The organism is Fusobacterium necrogenes (assembly GCF_900450765.1).
In the GTDB taxonomy this organism is placed as follows: Bacteria; Fusobacteriota; Fusobacteriia; order Fusobacteriales; family Fusobacteriaceae; genus Fusobacterium_A; species Fusobacterium_A necrogenes.
Genome location: NZ_UGGU01000003.1, coordinates 1651347 through 1669753 on the forward strand (window position 1 = coordinate 1651347; position 18407 = coordinate 1669753).

The window sequence follows — 18407 nt, forward strand, 5'->3', positions numbered from 1 at the left end:
TATAAACGATTAGAAATAAGCTGGAGAGTTTCCCTCCTTAACTTATTTTCTAATTTTAAAATATCAATTATTTTTTATTAATCTTTAAAGTCATCTAAAGGAGAGTACTCTGTTAATACCTCTTCTTTATTTAACTCTTCATCTACATTTATTATATTATCTTCACTATCAAATAGTTCTACATCTAGTGCTAATGCTTGGAACTCTTTTAATAGTACTTTAAATGACTCAGGTAAGTCAGCCTCTGGCATCTCTTCACCTTTAATAATAGCTTCATAAGTCTTAGTTCTTCCAGTAACGTCATCTGATTTTACCGTTAACATCTCTTGAAGTATATTAGATGCCCCGTATGCCTCTAGCGCCCAAACTTCCATTTCTCCAAGTCTTTGTCCTCCGAATTGAGCCTTTCCTCCTAGTGGTTGTTGAGTTACTAATGAGTATGGTCCGATTGCTCTTGCATGCATCTTATCTTCAACTAGGTGGTGAAGTTTTAACATATACATTCTTCCTACTGTTACAGGGTTATCAAATTTATCTCCTGTTCTTCCATCGTATAAGTCAACTTTTCCACTTCTAGGGAATCCCAATTTTTCTAAGTAATCCTTAACTTGTTCTTCAGATGCTCCGTCAAATACTGGAGTTGCTATGTGTGTTCCACCATTATAATTCCCCATAGCCATTCCTAAGTGAACCTCTAGTACTTGCCCTATGTTCATACGTGAAGGTACCCCTAGAGGATTAAGTACAACGTCTAAATGTGTTCCATCGGCTAAGAAAGGCATATCTTCTGCTGGTAGTACTCTTGATACAACCCCTTTATTTCCATGACGTCCTGACATTTTATCTCCAACAGTGATTTTTCTTTTTTCTGCAACTAATATTTTTATAGCTTTATTTACACCAGCTTTTAATTCATCGCCATTTTCTCTTGATAATTCAAGAATTTCTACTACTGTTCCTTTTGAACCATGAGGCATTCTTAGAGATGTATCTCTTACATCCCTTGCTTTTTCTCCAAAGATTGCTCTTAAAAGTTTTTCTTCTGCAGGTGGTTCAGTTTCTCCTTTAGGAGCAGTTTTTCCTACTAGGATATCTCCTGGTCCTACTTCAGAACCAATAGTTATAATACCATTAGCATCCAATTTTCTTAATGCTTCTTCAGAAATATTAGGAATCTCTCTTGTGATCTCTTCATCTCCTAATTTTGTATTTCTAGCTTCTATTTCATATTCTTCAATATGAATTGATGTAAATACGTCATCTTTTCTTAACCTGTCAGAAATTAGAATCGCATCCTCGTAATTATATCCTTCCCAAGGCATAAATGCCATAAGTATATTTCTTCCTAATGCTAAATCTCCACCTTTTGTTGCCGGTCCATCAGCTAAAATACTTCCTATCTTCACCTCATCACCTAATGAAACTAGCGGACTTTGATGTAAACACATTGAAGCATTTGATCTTTCATAATTTAACAATCTATACTTATGTTCTTTTCCATTTTCATCCTCTACAACAACCTTACTAGCATCTACATATACAACTTTTCCATCCACTTTAGATAGTACTAAAGCTCCTGAATCTACAGCAACTTTTCTTTCAAGCCCTGTTCCAATATAAGGTGCTTCAGTTCTTAATAATGGTACAGCTTGTCTTTGCATATTTGATCCCATGAGTGCTCTGTTAGCATCGTCATGCTCAAGAAATGGAATTAATCCTGCTGATACAGACACCACTTGTTTAGGGGAAATATCTAAATAATCAACTTTCTCTCCAGTTATATTTACTATTTCATGTCCAAATCTACAAACAACCTCTCCTAAAAGTTCGTTATTTTCTCCAATTTTAGTATCCGCTTGAGCAATGAATAATCCCTCTTCTTCATCTGCTGCTAAATACTCTATTCTATCAAAATCAGCTTTTCCATCTACTACTTTTATATATGGAGTTTCAATAAATCCGTATTTATTAATTTTAGCATAGATAGCTAAAGATCCAATAAGACCGATATTTGGTCCTTCTGGTGTTTCTATAGGACAGATTCTTCCGTAGTGAGAATCATGTACGTCTCTAACTTCGAAACCTGCTCTTTCTCTTGAAAGTCCTCCTGGTCCTAATGCTGATATTCTTCTCTTATGAGTTAGCTCAGACAATGGATTTGATTGATCCATGAACTGAGATAATTGTCCTGAACCAAAAAAATCTAATATTAATGCATTCAATGGTCTAGTATTTAAAAGTGATTGTGGAGTTAATGTTTCTGAATCTTGAATAGTCATTTTTTCTCTTACCATTTTACCCATTTTAGAAAGTCCAGCTTTAATTTGCATTAAAAGTAACTCTCCAACTCCTCTTACCCTTCTATTAGATAAATTATCTATATCATCAGTATGTCCATTTCCATTGTTTAAATTAATTACATACTTCATAGTTGCAATGATATCCTCTTTAGTTAAAAGTATCTCATCATCTGCTACATTTAACTTAAGTCTCTTATTCATCTTATATCTTCCAACTGGCTCAAGATCATATCTTTGAGGATTGAAAAACATTTGTCTAATAAGTGATTTTGCTGAGTCTATTGTAACTAAATCTCCAGGTCTTAATTTTTTGAATACCTCAGTTACAGCATCCTCCTTAGTTAATGTAGTATCATTTAAAACAGTATTAGCTAATAGCTTATCTTCTGGTTTTACTTCCCAATAAACAACTTTTTCTATTTTTGTATCTATTAAGTTCTCTATCAGTGTTTCATCAATAACCGCATCTACTTCAGCTATTATCTCTCCAGTTTCTTCATCATATATATCTTCTTTTATAAAACTTCCTTCAAACTTTGTTCTAAGAACACTTACTAACTCTTCTCTATTTTTATATTTTTGGAATATAGGAGTTAATTCTAATTCCTTAGTTTCTAAAAAGTAATCTTTTATCTCTGTATTATTCTCGAAAAAATCAATAGCCTTTAAGAATACAGTTGCTAATACTTTTTTCTTCCTGTCAATCTTAACACTTAGAAAATCATTCTTATCAGTTTCGAATTCAAGCCAAGTCCCCTTATATGGAATAATCTTTCCAGAAAATAAATCTTTTCCAGTCTGAATATTTATCTCCTTATTAAATGATACTCCTGGTGATCTATGTAACTGTGATACAACAACTCTTTCCGCTCCATTTATTATAAAAGTACCTCTTTCAGTCATTAAAGGTATCTCTCCAAAATACACCAATGATTCTTGAATCTCATTTCCGCTCTTCTTATTTATAAGTCTTAATCTAACTTTTAAAGAAGCAGAATAAGTCTTACCTCTTTTTTTACACTCAAGTTCATCATTTAATGGTGGTTCAGCTTCATGTAATTCATAAGCTACATATTCTAACTTGATATCTCCATTAGAAGATTCAACAGGGAAAATTTCTCTAAAAGCTGATTCTAACCCCTTGTCTTTTCTATTATTTGGAGCTTCTTTAGCTTGTAGAAAATCTTCATAGGAATCCAATTGGAACTCAAGAAAATGAGGCATAATTCCTCTCTCTTTTATCTTTCCAAAATTCAATCTTTCAACGAGTTTCCCCATTAATTCACACCCCTTATCAATTTTAAAATTTAATACCTAATCACTTGAAAATATCAGGCCACTCTATTTCCAAATGATTAATTATCACTTTCCAAAAATAAAAATTAGTATACTCTTAATAATTAGTAAAAAGGCACTCTATCCAAGAGTGCCTATTTTTTTTAACTAAGTTAAGATTTATTGCTTACTCAACAGTTTAAGTTAAAATTATTTAACTTCTACAGTTGCTCCAGCAGCTGTTAACTTCTCTTTTATAGCTTCAGCTTCTTCTTTAGCAACTCCTTCTTTTAATTTTCCACCGTTGTCTACTAATTCTTTAGCTTCTTTTAATCCTAATCCAGTTATTCCTCTTACTTCTTTAATTACAGCTATTTTATTAGCTCCTGCAGAAGTTAAGATTACGTCAAATTCAGTTTTCTCCTCAGCTGCTGCTGCTTCTCCTCCTGCTACTGCTACTGCTACTGGAGCTGCTGCTGTTACACCAAAGTGCTCTTCTAAAGCAGTTACTAATTCTTTTAATTCTAAAACTGTCATAGCTTCTAAATCAGCTATAAATTGCTCTCTATTGAATGCCATTTATGTTTCCTCCTTAATTTTTCGAAAATATTTATCTTAAATTTTTTTATTTTTTATTTTAAATTTGATCAAAATTATTCTGCTGCACTTTCAGCTTCTTTTTTATCAGCGATTGCCACAGTTGCGTAAGCAAGCTTTCTGATTGGTCCAAGCATTGAGTTAAGTAACATAGAAAGTAATTGATCTCTTGAAGGTAATTTAGCTAGAGCTTCTACCTCAGTTGCCTCAACTCTTTTTCCTGTTAATAATCCACCTTTAATTTTGAATACATCTTTTTTTGCTTTAGCCTTATCTTTTGCCAAATCAAAAACTAATTTTGCAGGAGCTACTGGATCTGCATATCCGAAAGCAAATGCTGTAGTCCCTTCTAATAAATCATCAAAAGAATCTTCTACTCCAGCTTCTTTTAATGCTATTTTGAATAATCTGTTTTTTGCAACTAGATATTCAGCACCTGCTTCTCTAACTTTTTTTCTTAATTCAGTTTCCTCGTTAACTGTGATTCCTTGATAGTCAACTAATACTACTGATTGAGCTTTTCTTATTTTTTCTGCTAGTTCAGCTACTTGTTCGATTTTTGCCTGAGTTGCCATTCTTTGATTCACCTCCTCTTTTTTCTAAAAATTACCTCCGTGCCAAAGGTTAGGAACGGAGGTCGTAATCAAACTATGAGGCTAGCGAAACCTTATTCCAACCTCGGTAGGATAATTTAAGGTTCACAACCACCTACGGTCTTTGGTTTGGATCTATATTAAATTATTTATCCAACGTATTTAGCTACTAATGCAGGGTCCATTTTAATTCCAGGTCCCATAGTTAGTGATACAGCAACAGTTCTTAAGTATTGTCCTTTAGAAGATGCTGGTTTTAATCTTGTTATTTGATCCATGAAAGCTTTGAAGTTTTCTTCAATTTTTTCAGGTGCGAAATCTGCTTTACCAATTGGTACATGAATTGACCCTAATTTGTCAACTCTGAATGCTAATTTACCTTTTTTAAATTCAGTTACTGCTTCTGCAATGTTTGGAGTAACAGTTCCTGATTTAGGGTTAGGCATTAGTCCTTTAGTTCCTAGGATTTTTCCTAATCTTCCTAATTTAGGCATCATATCAGGAGTAGCGATTACTAAATCGAAATCTAACCATCCTTGTTGAATTTGATTTATATATTCTTCAGCTCCTGCATAATCTGCACCAGCTGCTAAAGCCTTTTCTATATTAGCTCCTGAAGTTATAGCTAATACTTTTACAGTTTTTCCAGTTCCATGAGGTAACACAACTGTACCCCTTACTTGTTGATCTGCATGTCTTGGATCTACACCAAGTCTTAATGCTACTTCTACAGTTTCTATAAATTTAGCTGTTCTAGTTCTTAGTACTAGATCTAAAGCTTCTTTAACTTCATAAAGCTTTCCAGTTTCTACTAACTTAGCTATTTCTAAGTATTTTTTTCCTCTATGTTTTGCCATGTTTTAATTTCCTCCCTTTGTGGTGATGCGGATGTCTCCTACCACTTAATATAGAGTGACTGAATTAGCCAACTCCCAAACAAATTAATTAGTCTACTATTTTTATTCCCATTGATCTCGCTGATCCAGCTATTATTTTCATAGCTGCTTCTACTGATCCTGCATTTAAGTCAGGCATTTTAGTTTCAGCAATCTCTCTTAATTTAGCTGTTGTAATTTGTCCAGCAACTTCTTTTTTAGAGTTTTTAGCTGCTGATTGGATTCCTGCTGCTTTCTTCAATAAGTCTGATGCAGGTGGAGTTTTTAATATAAATGTGAAACTTCTATCGTTATAAACAGATATCTCTACTGGAATTATCCATCCTGATTTATCTTGAGTTTTTGCATTAAAAGCTTTACAGAATTCCATAATATTTACTCCGTGAGCTCCCAATGCTGGTCCAACTGGTGGAGCCGGATTAGCTTTACCTGCTGGTAATTGTAGTTTTATTAATTTAATTACTTCTTTTGCCATTTCTTAAAATTACACCTCCAAAAAATGTGTGGTAATGACGGTGTCATCTCCCACTAACAAGGCTCTTAATTAGCCTTTTGAACACTATCAAAATCTACTTCTACTGGAGTCATTCTTCCAAACATTTCGATCATAACTTTAACTTTTTTATGTTCCATATCTATTTCAGCAACTTTACCTTCTTGATCAGCAAAACCACCTTTAAGCACTTTTACATAATCTCCAACAGTAAAATTTATTTTTATTATCTCTTTTAGCTCTTTTTCTTCCTCTGAAAGCTCTAAACCTATAACATTAAAAACATTTTTTACTTCATCATCTTCCATTGGGATAGGATCAGATCCAACCCCTACAAATCCTGTTACTCCATTAGTATTTCTAACTACATACCAAGCCTCTGAATCAACTCTAAAGTTTATCCCTTCATTACTTTCTTCTCTAGTAACTACCATCTCTAACATAACATAACCTGGAAATATTTTTCTTGCAACAGTTTTTTTCTTTCCTCTTACTTCTTCAATATTTTCTTCTTCAGGAACAAGAATTTTTGTTACAATGTCACCCATTCCTAAAGTCTCTATTTTCTGTTCAAGGTCAGTTTTTACTTTTTTTTCATACCCCGAATAAGTATGAATCATAAACCATTTTTTCACTAAGGTTTTTTCCATTTCTTTATCCTCCAAAGAGAGATACCAAAATTTTTAATAGTCTAGAAGCAATTAAATCAAAAACTCCCAAATATATGCTAAGTATTAAGCTCATTGCTATTACCCAAAGAGTTGAATTTTTAACTTCCTCTTTGTTAGGCCATTGAACTTTGGAATACTCCATTTTTATTCCTTGAAAAAGATTCATACAATCACCTTTCAATTCAATATTATAAAAAAATGGCAGGTCAAGAGGGACTCGAACCCCCAACCCTCGGTTTTGGAGACCGATGCTCTACCAATTGAGCCATTGACCTGCATGTTTTAAACTAATTATTTCTTAGTTTCTTTATGTAAAGTAACTTTTTTGTCCCACTTACAGTATTTATTAATTTCTAATCTTTCTGTAGTATTCTTTTTATTTTTTGAAGTACTATAATTTCTTCTTTTACATTCTGTACATTCTAATTGAATATTTACTCTCAATTTCACACCTCCACTCATAACGGTATCATTTAGATCCTCCCATACAGAATTTGTATGGTATTAAAGAGTTTATATCTTGCTTTCTAAGACTCAGATATATTACCATATATTTTAAATTTTGTCAAATATTTTTTTTCTTTTTTATTATTCCTAAGTATATTATATTTTAGTATTTCATGAAGTAAAAAAGCTTGGCAAGTTCCTATCCTCCCAGGAGGCTTCCCTCCAAGTACTTTCAGCGTTTACGGGCTTAACTTCCAGGTTCGGAATGTATCTGGGTGTACCCCCGTAGCTCTTCTCACCAAGCTAATGTCTATTTACATAGGCATTTGAAACTATATAGTAATATCAGGTAACGCTGATTCCTTTCAGTCATCTGCGTCTAAATAATCATAGTCGTAACTTTGTTACTTCTTGATTATTTGAAGGTTAAAACTTCGACTTATTAGTATTGGTCAGCTAAAGGCCTCGCAACCCTTACACCCCCAACCTATCTACCTCCTAGGCTCGAAGGAGTCTTAAAGAATACTTATCTTGAAGTCAGTTTCCCGCTTAGATGCTTTCAGCGGTTATCTGTTCCAAACGTGACTACCCAGCTGTGCCACTGGCGTGACAACTGGTACATCAGAGGTTTGTCCATCCCGGTCCTCTCGTACTAAGGACAGATCTTCTCAATATTCTAACGCCTACAGTGGATAGGGACCGAACTGTCTCACGACGTTCTGAACCCAGCTCACGTACCGCTTTAATGGGCGAACAGCCCAACCCTTGGGACCTTCTCCAGCCCCAGGATGCGATGAGCCGACATCGAGGTGCCAAACCCTACCGTCGATATGGACTCTCGGGTAGGATCAGCCTGTTATCCCCAGGGTAGCTTTTATCCGTTGAGCGACGATCCTTCCATTCGGAATCGCCGGATCACTATGTCCTGCTTTCGCACCTGCTCGACCCGTCAGTCTCGCAGTCAAGCTCTCTTATGCCATTGCACTCTGCGGTTGATTTCCATCCAACCTGAGAGAACCTTTGAACGCCTCCGTTACTCTTTCGGAGGCGACCGCCCCAGTCAAACTGCCCACCTAGCACTGTCTCCGTGGCTTCAAACCACAGATTAGAATTTCAACATTGAATGGTTGGTATTCCACCGACAACTCCAATGCAGCTAGCGCCACATCTTCATAGTTTCCCAACTATCCTATACATGCAATGCCAAAACCCAATACCAAGCTACAGTAAAGCTCCATGGGGTCTTTCCGTCCTACTGTAGGTAACCGGTATCTTCACCGGTAATACAATTTCACCAGGCCTCCCGTCAAGACAGCGCTCAAATCATTACACCATTCGTGCAGGTCGGAACTTACCCGACAAGGAATTTCGCTACCTTAGGACCGTTATAGTTACGGCCGCCGTTCACCGGGGCTTCAATTCGGAGCTCTCACTCCTCCTCTTAACCTTCCGGCACTGGGCAGGTGTCAGCCCATATACATCGCCTTACAGCTTAGCATAGACCTGTGTTTTTGTTAAACAGTTGCTTGAGCCTCTTCACTGCGACCCCCAAGCGCTTTGCATTGCGTGTATACTCACGCCCAGGGGCACCCCTTCTCCCTAAGTTACGGGGCTATTTTGCAGAGTTCCTTAACGAGAGTTAGCCTGTCCGCCTTAGATTTCTCATCCTGACCACCTGTGTCGGTTTCGGGTACGGGCAGTCATACCTTAACGTTAGAAGCTTTTCTTGGCAGCGTGGGATCTGTACATTCATCTTACGACTATATATCACACCTCAAATCTAACTTGACGGATTTACCTATCAAGTCATTCTACATGCTTTTACGGAAACTACCGTTCTTCCGCGCACATACCCTTCTGCGTCCCTCCATCACAAAATATGACTGGCACAGAAATATTAATCTGTTTTCCATTCGCCTACGCACTATAGCCTCGGCTTAGGTCCCGGCTTACTCAGGGAAGACAAGCTTTACCCTGAAAACCTTGGTCTTCCGGCGGGGAGGATTCTCGCCTCCCTTCTCGCTACTTATTCCTGCATTCTCACTTCTGATACCTCCAGAGTTGCTTACGCTTCTCCTTCAACGGCCTACAGAACGCTCTCCTACCAATTGCTTGCGCAATTCCACAGCTTCGGTTCATAACTTAGCCCCGTTACATTGTCGGCGCAGAGACTCTCGACCAGTGAGCTATTACGCACTCTTTAAAGGTATGGCTGCTTCTAAGCCAACCTCCTGGTTGTTTATGAATCTCCACCTCCTTTCCCACTTAGTTATGATTAGGGACCTTAGCTGGTGGTCTGGGTTGTTTCCCTTTTGACGATGGAAGTTAATTCCCATAGTCTCACTCCTGAGCTCTTGAATTATGGTATTCGGAGTTTGATTGGATTCAGTAAGCAATGCGCCCCCTAGTCCATTCAGTGCTCTACCCCCATAATTAAACACTCAAGGCTGCACCTAAATGCATTTCGGAGAGAACGAGCTATCTCCTAGTTCGATTGGCTTTTCACCCCTAAACCTACCTCATCTCCCAACTTTTCAACGGCGGTGAGTTCGGGCCTCCACTGTGTCTTACCACAGCTTCACCCTGGACAGGCTTAGATCACCAGGTTTCGCGTCTACGCCCAGCGACTAAAATCGCCCTGTTCAGACTCGGTTTCCCTTCGGCTCCGTTAAACTTAACCTTGCCACTGAACGTAACTCGCAGGATCATTCTCCAAAAGGCACGCCATCACCCCGAAGGGCTCTGACCGCTTGTAAGCACATAGTTTCAGGTTCTATTTCACTCCCCTCCCGGGGTTCTTTTCACCTTTCCCTCACGGTACTATACGCTATCGGTTAGTAAGAGTATTTAGCCTTACGAGATATGGTCCTCGCAGATTCACACAGAATTCCTCGTGTTCCATGTTACTTGGGAGAGAACGGACAAGTTAATGAGTTTACCTGTACAGGATTATCACCTTCTACGATCTAGCTTTCCAACTAGTTCCAGTTCAGTCATTAACATTGTTGAGTACGTTGCAGTTCCTCATAGTTCTTCCCACAACCCCGCATAAACAACGGCTGCATCCTTGACATTTATGCGGTTTGGGCTCATCCCCGTTCGCTCGCCGCTACTTAGGGAATCGTTTTTACTTTCTTTTCCTCGCGTTACTTAGATGTTTCAGTTCACGCGGTACCCTCTTTCGTGCTAAGTCTTCAACTTAGCGGATTGCTCCATTCGGAAATCTCAGGATCAAACGTTCGATTGCAACTACCCTGAGCTTATCGCAGCTTACCACGTCCTTCATCGGCTCTTACTACCTAGGCATTCCCTATGTGCCCTTAATTATTTTAACCTTTAGTTTTTAAATATTGATTGACAGCTAACTCTATTAAAATTAGAGTTAAATTGTATTATCTGATTTACTATATAGTTTCCAATGTCCATTAATAATAATGTTGCGTCCCATTCTCCGAATGCGACATCTTTATAATCATAGTCGTAACTCCGTCACTCCTTGATTATAAGAACATTATCAATAGAATAGAGAAAGTATTGCTCCTTAGAAAGGAGGTGATCCATCCGCACGTTCCCGTACGGATACCTTGTTACGACTTCACCCCAATCGCTAATCACACCCTCGGAGCATCCCTCCTTACGGTTAGGCCTGCTACTTCAGGTGCAACCAACTCTCGTGGTGTGACGGGCGGTGTGTACAAGACCCGAGAACGTATTCACCGCAACATAGCTGATTTGCGATTACTAGCGATTCCAACTTCATGTACTCGAGTTGCAGAGTACAATCCGAACTGAGAATAGTTTTCTGAGATTAGCTCCCCCTCGCGGGTTTGCGACTCTCTGTACTACCCATTGTAGCACGTGTGTAGCCCAGCGTATAAGGGGCATGATGACTTGACGTCATCCCCACCTTCCTCCTGCTCATCGCAGGCAGTATCGCATGAGTGCCCAACTTAATGATGGCAACATACGAAAGGGGTTGCGCTCGTTGCGGGACTTAACCCAACATCTCACGACACGAGCTGACGACAGCCATGCACCACCTGTCACTAGGTTCCCCCGAAGGGGCACGAAGGCATCTCTGCCAACTTCCTAGGATGTCAAACGCTGGTAAGGTTCCTCGCGTTGCGTCGAATTAAACCACATGCTCCACCGCTTGTGCGGGTCCCCGTCAATTCCTTTGAGTTTCATACTTGCGTACGTACTCCCCAGGCGGATTACTTATCGCGTTAGCTTGGGCGCTGAGGTTCGACCCCCAACACCTAGTAATCATCGTTTACGGCGTGGACTACCAGGGTATCTAATCCTGTTTGCTACCCACGCTTTCGCGCTTTAGCGTCAGTATCTGTCCAGTGGGCTGGCTTCCCCATCGGCATTCCTACAAATATCTACGAATTTCACCTCTACACTTGTAGTTCCGCCCACCTCTCCAGTACTCTAGTTTGACAGTTTCCAACGCAATACGGAGTTGAGCCCCGCATTTTCACATCAGACTTACCAAACCGCCTAGACGCGCTTTACGCCCAATAAATCCGGATAACGCTTGCGACATACGTATTACCGCGGCTGCTGGCACGTATTTAGCCGTCGCTTCTTCTGTTGGTACCGTCACTTACTTCGTCCCAACTGAAAGCACTTTACATTCCGAAAAACTTCATCGTGCACACAGAATTGCTGGATCAGACTTATGGTCCATTGTCCAATATTCCCCACTGCTGCCTCCCGTAGGAGTAAGGGCCGTGTCTCAGTCCCCTTGTGGCCGTTCACCCTCTCAGGCCGGCTACCTATCATGGCCTTGGTGAGCCGTTACCTCACCAACTAGCTAATAGGACGCAAAGCTCTCCTGCAGCGCATATAGCTTTCATATGAATTCCATGCGAAACTCACATAATATCCGGTATTAGCATTCGTTTCCAAATGTTGTCCCAGACTGCAGGGCAAGTTCTTTACGCGTTACTCACCCGTCCGCCACCATCACCCGAAGGATCAAGTAGACTTGCATGTGTTAAGCATTCTGTCAGCGTTCATCCTGAGCCAGGATCAAACTCTTCGTTCAATCTATTAAACTCAGTAAAATATACTGATTATTTACACCAATTTATTGTTGTGTTTGCATTACTTATCTTTCTCTATTCTGTTGCTAATGTCCTTAAAATTATCTATGTAGCTCTCACGATTTCTCGCGGACAAGATATATACTACCATATATTTAGAAATACGTCAATAGTTTTTTGAATTTTTTTTTATTTTTTTGAAATTTAGAGGCATTAAATAAGCCGGGTTTTGTATATGTTAATTATTTATCTAGAATTATAATCTCTTATAATCTCAAGCAACTTACCCTGAAAGCTGGACGAGCAACCCTTAACCTTTCCTACTTAGTCTTGCTCCAGAGGGGGTTTACCTAGCTTTTTTAGTTTCCTAAAAAACTGGTGGTCTCTTACACCACCTTTTCACCCTTACCATGATGGCGGTTTCTTTTCTGTGGCACTTTCCTTAAAGTTTCCTTTAGCAGCCGTTAGCTGCCCTCTTGCTCTATGGAGCCCGGACTTTCCTCTCCTTAATTTTTAAGCAGCAATTAACTTTAATACCTCTATTCTACTATTTTTTCTTACTTACTATCTCAATTTCTTCTTTGAAACTCTTTTTATATTTTACCATAAGTATCCTTATAATCAAAATAAAAATTAAAAAAAATAAAGCTCCCATTCCTATTAAAAATTTATTTTTCTTTTCCTCTGTAATTTCTTCTTCTATAACTATAGGATCTTCTATCTTAATTTTATCAATTATTCCATCTAATCCATCTAATACCCCCATAGTATAATCAACTATTTTCCTCTCAGCTAAATATCTTTCATTTATATTTAATACTTCATCTATACTCCCTTGTATATCATCTAACTCCATATCCTTAGTAACCTTTAACTCAACTTTAAATTTTTCTTCAGATGATTTGATTAGATTTAAAATTAATACCCTCTCAGCTTGTTCTACTACGAATCCTTCTTCTCCTGAAAAACTATTAACATAAATATTAATATCTCTTTTCTTTCCAATATCTTCTATTTTTTTCTCTAACTCAACTTTTTGAACTTCATCAAATAAATTTAAATTATCATTCACTCTTCCAAATAACAATAAATTTATTAAAAAAATTCCAACTATAAATATTTTTTTTCTCATCTTCATACACTCCAAATTAATAATTTTTAAAAACTGGCCCATCATTATATATAGTACTTTTTATCTCTAAACGTTCAAAATGCTCCTTCAATAAATCTGCAAAACATTTTTCTCCTTCAAAATGACCTATATCGATCAAGTTCAAACCCGCTTCTTTAGCATCTAAAGCTTCATGATATCCTACATCCCCAGTTATAAATAGATCCACTCCCATTTTCTTTGCTTTTTTCCAATAACTCATACCCGATCCATTAACAAGAGCTATCTTTTTTACTACTCTTTTCTCATCACCTATAAATCTTACACTCTCTATTTCCAAATTTTTCTTTAAAATTTGAATATATTCTTCTATTGTAGAATTTTTTATTAACTTATAAACTCTTCCTATTCCAGAGCTTTCAATATTCATATTTTCATCTACTATTTTAGCTTCATCTATTCCTAACTTTTTCAATATATAATCATTCAAACCATTCAAAGCAGAATCTAAATTAGTATGTAAGGTATATAAATTAATTTTATTCTCTATTAACTTTATAATTTTTCTTCCTAAAACTGTCGAATAATCAATACTTTTTATGGCTCTAAATATCATAGGATGATGTGTTACTATCATATCTACTCCATTTTCTATAGCTTTATCTATAGCCTTTTCAGTAGCATCCAATGAAATTTGAATTTTTTGTACTTCTCTTTTTTCATCACCGATTAATAACCCTACATTATCCCACTCTTCTGCCAAATCTTTAGGAAACACTCTTTCTAATTCTTTTATTATATCTTTTGTTATCACAAAATCACCTTCCCTTCAACTGTTGAAAGTATAAATAGAGCCTGCTCAAATATTAGCTCTCCCTCTCCCTTAGCTATTCCTAATTTCTCTTCTATTTCGAATATAGATAATCTTTTTTCTTTTCCAAATCCAAAATAACAATTCAAAACCTCTATCTGCCTTGAACTTAATCTATTTTTCAACTTAAAAAAATCTATTTGTCTCTCCATCAACTTTTCTCGTTTATCTATTGATTCAAGTGTTGGAAGCAAATCCTCCTCCTTTAGATATACTTCTGAACTATCTTCTAACTCCTCTTCATAAGGATTTTCTTTTCCAAAATTTTCTCTTTTATCTTTAAAAAAATTTTTAAATTCATTTTTTGTAGCTACAACCTTATTATTAATAAATAGTACTATCTCTCTTATTATCCAATATTTTTTATAATTTTCAAAATCTCCATAAATCTCACTATTATATATATCTATTCCTTTTATAAGCCCAACTGTTCCCTCTTGGACAACATCTAAGTAACTTATTCCTTCTCTTAGATAGTTAAAAGCAATAGAAGCTATCACAGGTAGATTTTGTAATATAAATTCTTCTCCTTCTAAATTCTCACTAAGATCTATATTTGAAATTTCTTCTAAGTAGTCTATCACATTCTCTTCTCCTAGAGATTCTAAATCTCCATCATCTAATTCTTTTAACCCTAATTTTGTATAATCTAGTATTAGCTCTTTCTTCTCTTTTAAAAAATCTAAAAATTTATCATCTTGATGGTATTGCCTTATTACACCTTTTTCAAAATCCATAACATCTATTTTTCCCATAACTTTCTCCTTTTTAACCCAAAAAGAGGCTGGCACTTTCCATCTCTCCAGCCTCTTTTTTACAAATTATACTTTGAAATCTTCTAATCTTTTTCTTCTACTTGGATGTCTCAACTTTCTAAGTGCTTTTACTTCTATCTGCCTTATTCTTTCTCTCGTTACCTTAAAAATCTTTCCAACTTCTTCTAATGTCTTAGGTGATCCATCATCTAATCCATATCTATACCTTAAAACTTTCTCTTCTCTACTACTTAAACTATTTAAAACCTCATCTAATTGTTCTCTCAATAAAGATCTATTTGTCAATTCATAAGGATTTAACATTTTATTATCTTCCACGAAATCCCCAAGTTCACTATCCTCTTCACTTCCTACTGGAGTTTCTAATGAAATTGGATCTTGATTCATTTCCTGTATCGCCTTTATTTTTTCAAGCTCCATTCCAAGTCTTTCTGCTAACACTTCAGGAGTAGCATCTTTTCCTGTCTCTTGAAGATAAATTCTAGCCTCTTTTTTGATTTTATTGATAGTCTCTATCATATGAACAGGTATTCTAATAGTTCTTCCTTGATCAGCAATAGCTCTTGTAATGGCCTGTCTTATCCACCAAGTAGCATATGTTGAAAACTTGTATCCCTTAGTATACTCAAATTTTTCTACTGCTTTCATAAGCCCTATATTTCCTTCTTGTATTAAATCAAGGAGCTTCAAACCTCTATTTGTATGCTTTTTAGCTATACTAACAACAAGTCTTAAGTTTGCCTCTATCAACTGTTGACTTGCCCATTCATCTCCTTCTAATGCTCTCTTTGCATATTCTAATTCCTCATCATGGCTTAATAAGGGGATCTGACCTATCTCTCTCAGATACATTTTAATAGGTTCATCTACTTTCATGTCTCCAGAAAGAGTAAATAAATCATCACTTATGTACTCATCGTCAGACATATTTTCTAAATCATCTGAATTGAAATGATCAAAGTCATCATCAAAGTCATCTAATTTTCTATCTAAAACATCATCAAAGTCATCATCATCTAAAAAGTCATCTTTTTCAAAAATATCAATATCTATTTCATCATCCTTAAAATCTTCATACTTTTCTTCATCTAGTAACTCTTCTTCCATCTCTTCTTTTTCTTTTTTCTTAGTTGTTTTCTTAACTATTTCTCTAACTTTTTTTTCCTTTGAATCTTTTACTATTTTTTTGTCTTTCTCTATATCATCTTGTTTTATAATTTCTATACCTTGATCTATCATTCCAGTTATTAATTGTTCTATCTTATCTATTGGAAGATCGTCTTTAAGACCATCATTGATCTCTTCATAGGTAATACATTTATTTTCCATCGCTTTTCTAACCAGCGCTAGGACTTTTTCATTTTTTATAAACTCTCTCATTATTTGAGCCTCCTCTAAATACGCTATAGATTAACTAATAGTTTTTTATAACTCTCATAAATTTCTTCCATTTCTTCAAATTTTCCTGCTCTACTCAGTTGAATTTCCAATTTTTTTATCTGTTTAGTTAATAATATTCCATTTAAACCTTGTGTCTTCACTTCTCTATAACTACTTTCTATCTCTTGCTTAAACCAAGACAAAAATGTGTCTTTTAATATTTCAGATACCTTCTTTTCATTTGTTCCATCTTCAATTAAAGAACATATTATCAATTGCCATTGTTCTAGCTCTTCAGAATTTAATTCTACATACTTAGCTATATCTGCTATGTTTTCTTCTTTTTCTTCCATCTCTAAGTAATTAAATATCTTTTTAGTCAATGATCCCTTTATTTTCTTACCTCTAAAATAATTGAAGTACTCTCTATTCAAAACAGATAGAAAAACTGTATCTTTTTCTACCCTGTTAATTACCTCAAATTTTGTTCCTGTACTTATATTTACTAAATTATTTTCAAATTTCCTTGATTTTTTTTTATTTTTATCAACCAAAATCTCTTTTAATACATTCTTTTCAATATCTAACTCTTTCGAAAGTTTGTCTAAATAGAGTGTTTTCTCTAATTCAGTATCTACACATTGAAAAAAATCTTTGAATCTATTTACAAAATTTTGTTTAGATATCACACTAGTTAAATCATAATCTTTTAAATAATAGTTATACAAAAAATCAAATATTTCAACAGAATTTTTTACGCATTTTAAAAAACTTTCTTTCCCATATTGTTTCAAGTATTCATCTGGATCTTTTGCACCTTCTAACTGTAGTATTCTAATATTAAATCCCAGATTTTTTAATATTAAACCAGCTCTCTCTGTAGCTGCTTGTCCAGCTGTATCGGAATCAAAAGATAAAATTACATTTGAAGTATATTTTTTTAGAATACTCCCTTGTTCTTCAGTTAAAGCTGTTCCTAACGGAGCTAAAGCTACATCAAAACCATAGATATAAGCCGAAAGTACATCCATATATCCTTCCATTAACATAGCATAGTTTTTCTTTCGAATTATGCTACTTCTTTCTAGTCCATATAAATTTTTCCCTTTTTTGAAAATAGGAGTATCCGGAGAGTTAATGTATTTAGGTGTCTCTTTATCCTTTTCTAAAGTTCTTCCTCCAAAAGCAATTACTTCACCTTTTATAGAATAAATAGGAAACATTATTCTATTTCTAAATGTGTCATAACTATTTCCATTTTCTCCTTCTTTTATTAAACCTAACTTTAACAAATCCTTACTTCCATACCCTTTAGATAATAGATGATTATATAAATCATTCCATCTATCAGGAGCAAATCCTAATTGATTCTCTTTTATAATTTTAGGATTTAACTTTCTATTTGAGAGGTACTCTAAAGCTCCTCTTCCTTGATTAGAAAATATGCTATTTTTATAAAATTCATGAGCCTCTCTCATTATCTCGAAATATTTTTCATAGCTTTCTTCCTGTCTTGTAGTAATTTCGCCAATATTCTTTATCGGAATAGAGTATTTTTTAGATAATTCCTCTACTGCCTCTACAAAACTAATTTTCTTATATTGTGAATAGAAAGAAATTGGATTTCCTCCAGCTCCACAAACAAAACATTTACATATATTTTTACTTGGACTTACCATAAAAGATGGAGTTGTGTCTGAATGAAATGGACATAATCCTTTATAGTTGGTTCCTGATCTTTTTAACTCAACAAATTCTCCTACTACCTCTTCTATCTTTAAGGAGTCTATTAAGAGGTCTATATCTTCTGTTCTATATCTCATTTTTCAACCTCCTCATTACTCCTACTTTACTATTTCTACACAATATTGTAATATATCCAGCTCTATAGTATAATACATTTTCTGAAATAAAGCAAATAAAAATTAATAAAAAAGAGAGTAACC

At 35.6% G+C, this 18407-nt stretch carries 13 protein-coding genes, 1 tRNA gene, 3 rRNA genes, 1 other RNA gene and 1 other annotated feature; all 18 genes read right to left on the bottom strand.

Going from position 1 to position 18407, the window contains the following annotated elements; all coding sequences use genetic code 11:
* Positions 1-77: 77 nt before the first annotated feature.
* The gene (gene rpoB, locus DYA59_RS07775) at positions 78-3578 is read right to left on the bottom strand and encodes a DNA-directed RNA polymerase subunit beta (RefSeq protein WP_115270985.1); all 3501 of its coding nucleotides are present in this window, start codon (positions 3576-3578) and stop codon (positions 78-80) included.
* 207 nt (positions 3579-3785) lie between these two features.
* Entirely contained in the window at positions 3786-4154 is a 369-nt protein-coding gene (rplL, locus tag DYA59_RS07780) for a 50S ribosomal protein L7/L12 (protein ID WP_005885109.1), read from the bottom strand.
* Positions 4155-4228: 74 nt separating this feature from the next.
* Positions 4229-4747: a 50S ribosomal protein L10 gene (rplJ, locus tag DYA59_RS07785; protein WP_115270987.1), complete on the bottom strand. Its 519-nt coding sequence runs from the start codon at positions 4745-4747 to the stop codon at positions 4229-4231.
* A gap of 19 nt (positions 4748-4766) precedes the next feature.
* Positions 4767-4911, bottom strand: a sequence feature (ribosomal protein L10 leader region).
* Between the two features lie 3 nt (positions 4912-4914).
* The gene (gene rplA, locus DYA59_RS07790) at positions 4915-5622 is read right to left on the bottom strand and encodes a 50S ribosomal protein L1 (RefSeq protein WP_115270989.1); all 708 of its coding nucleotides are present in this window, start codon (positions 5620-5622) and stop codon (positions 4915-4917) included.
* 88 nt (positions 5623-5710) lie between these two features.
* The gene (gene rplK, locus DYA59_RS07795) at positions 5711-6136 is read right to left on the bottom strand and encodes a 50S ribosomal protein L11 (protein ID WP_115270991.1); all 426 of its coding nucleotides are present in this window, start codon (positions 6134-6136) and stop codon (positions 5711-5713) included.
* 65 nt (positions 6137-6201) lie between these two features.
* Positions 6202-6804 carry a transcription termination/antitermination protein NusG gene (gene nusG / locus DYA59_RS07800; protein WP_115270993.1) on the bottom strand — a complete coding sequence of 201 codons (603 nt, stop codon included), beginning with the start codon at positions 6802-6804 and terminating at the stop codon, positions 6202-6204.
* A gap of 4 nt (positions 6805-6808) precedes the next feature.
* Complete coding sequence (gene secE / locus DYA59_RS07805; RefSeq protein WP_115270995.1) at positions 6809-6991, bottom strand: preprotein translocase subunit SecE; 183 nt, start codon at positions 6989-6991, stop codon at positions 6809-6811.
* Positions 6992-7024: 33 nt separating this feature from the next.
* Positions 7025-7100 (bottom strand) — tRNA-Trp (locus DYA59_RS07810).
* A gap of 16 nt (positions 7101-7116) precedes the next feature.
* A complete protein-coding gene (rpmG, locus tag DYA59_RS07815; protein WP_035960606.1) occupies positions 7117-7269 on the bottom strand; it encodes a 50S ribosomal protein L33 in 153 nt (50 codons plus the stop codon).
* Positions 7270-7458: 189 nt separating this feature from the next.
* Positions 7459-7575: ribosomal RNA gene (rrf, locus tag DYA59_RS07820) — 5S ribosomal RNA — on the bottom strand.
* Positions 7576-7694: 119 nt separating this feature from the next.
* Positions 7695-10607: ribosomal RNA gene (locus tag DYA59_RS07825) — 23S ribosomal RNA — on the bottom strand.
* A 210-nt stretch (positions 10608-10817) separates the two neighbouring features.
* Positions 10818-12325: ribosomal RNA gene (locus DYA59_RS07830) — 16S ribosomal RNA — on the bottom strand.
* The 16S, 23S and 5S rRNA genes sit together here, the layout of an rRNA operon.
* A 200-nt stretch (positions 12326-12525) precedes the next feature.
* An RNA gene (gene rnpB / locus DYA59_RS07835) (RNase P RNA component class A) lies at positions 12526-12864 on the bottom strand.
* A 6-nt stretch (positions 12865-12870) separates the two neighbouring features.
* Positions 12871-13455 (bottom strand): hypothetical protein, encoded by a 585-nt coding sequence (locus tag DYA59_RS07840; RefSeq protein WP_115270997.1) that lies wholly within the window; start codon positions 13453-13455, stop codon positions 12871-12873.
* A 16-nt stretch (positions 13456-13471) separates the two neighbouring features.
* A complete protein-coding gene (locus DYA59_RS07845; protein ID WP_115270999.1) occupies positions 13472-14248 on the bottom strand; it encodes a Nif3-like dinuclear metal center hexameric protein in 777 nt (258 codons plus the stop codon).
* Positions 14245-15060, bottom strand: coding sequence for a sigma-70 family RNA polymerase sigma factor (locus tag DYA59_RS07850; RefSeq protein WP_115271540.1), 816 nt, complete (start codon positions 15058-15060; stop codon positions 14245-14247). Before DYA59_RS07850 ends, DYA59_RS07845 begins: the two co-directional genes overlap by 4 nt.
* Before the next feature lie 66 nt (positions 15061-15126).
* A complete protein-coding gene (gene rpoD, locus DYA59_RS07855; RefSeq protein WP_115271001.1) occupies positions 15127-16461 on the bottom strand; it encodes an RNA polymerase sigma factor RpoD in 1335 nt (444 codons plus the stop codon).
* A 23-nt stretch (positions 16462-16484) separates the two neighbouring features.
* Entirely contained in the window at positions 16485-18284 is a 1800-nt protein-coding gene (gene dnaG, locus DYA59_RS07860) for a DNA primase (RefSeq protein ID WP_115271003.1), read from the bottom strand.
* Between the last annotated feature and the right edge of the window lie 123 nt (positions 18285-18407).

Excerpts from the sequence above, each read along its gene's own strand:
- rpoB (WP_115270985.1), bottom strand. The coding sequence starts at position 3,578 with ATGGGGAAACTCGTTGAAAGATTGAATTTTGGAAAGATAAAAGAGAGA.
- rplL (WP_005885109.1), bottom strand. The coding sequence starts at position 4,154 with ATGGCATTCAATAGAGAGCAATTTATAGCTGATTTAGAAGCTATGACA.
- rplJ (WP_115270987.1), bottom strand. The coding sequence starts at position 4,747 with ATGGCAACTCAGGCAAAAATCGAACAAGTAGCTGAACTAGCAGAAAAA.
- rplA (WP_115270989.1), bottom strand. The coding sequence starts at position 5,622 with ATGGCAAAACATAGAGGAAAAAAATACTTAGAAATAGCTAAGTTAGTA.
- rplK (WP_115270991.1), bottom strand. The coding sequence starts at position 6,136 with ATGGCAAAAGAAGTAATTAAATTAATAAAACTACAATTACCAGCAGGT.
- nusG (WP_115270993.1), bottom strand. The coding sequence starts at position 6,804 with ATGGAAAAAACCTTAGTGAAAAAATGGTTTATGATTCATACTTATTCG.
- secE (WP_115270995.1), bottom strand. The coding sequence starts at position 6,991 with ATGAATCTTTTTCAAGGAATAAAAATGGAGTATTCCAAAGTTCAATGG.
- DYA59_RS07840 (WP_115270997.1), bottom strand. The coding sequence starts at position 13,455 with ATGAGAAAAAAAATATTTATAGTTGGAATTTTTTTAATAAATTTATTG.
- DYA59_RS07850 (WP_115271540.1), bottom strand. The coding sequence starts at position 15,060 with ATGGGAAAAATAGATGTTATGGATTTTGAAAAAGGTGTAATAAGGCAA.
- rpoD (WP_115271001.1), bottom strand. The coding sequence starts at position 16,461 with ATGAGAGAGTTTATAAAAAATGAAAAAGTCCTAGCGCTGGTTAGAAAA.
- dnaG (WP_115271003.1), bottom strand. The coding sequence starts at position 18,284 with ATGAGATATAGAACAGAAGATATAGACCTCTTAATAGACTCCTTAAAG.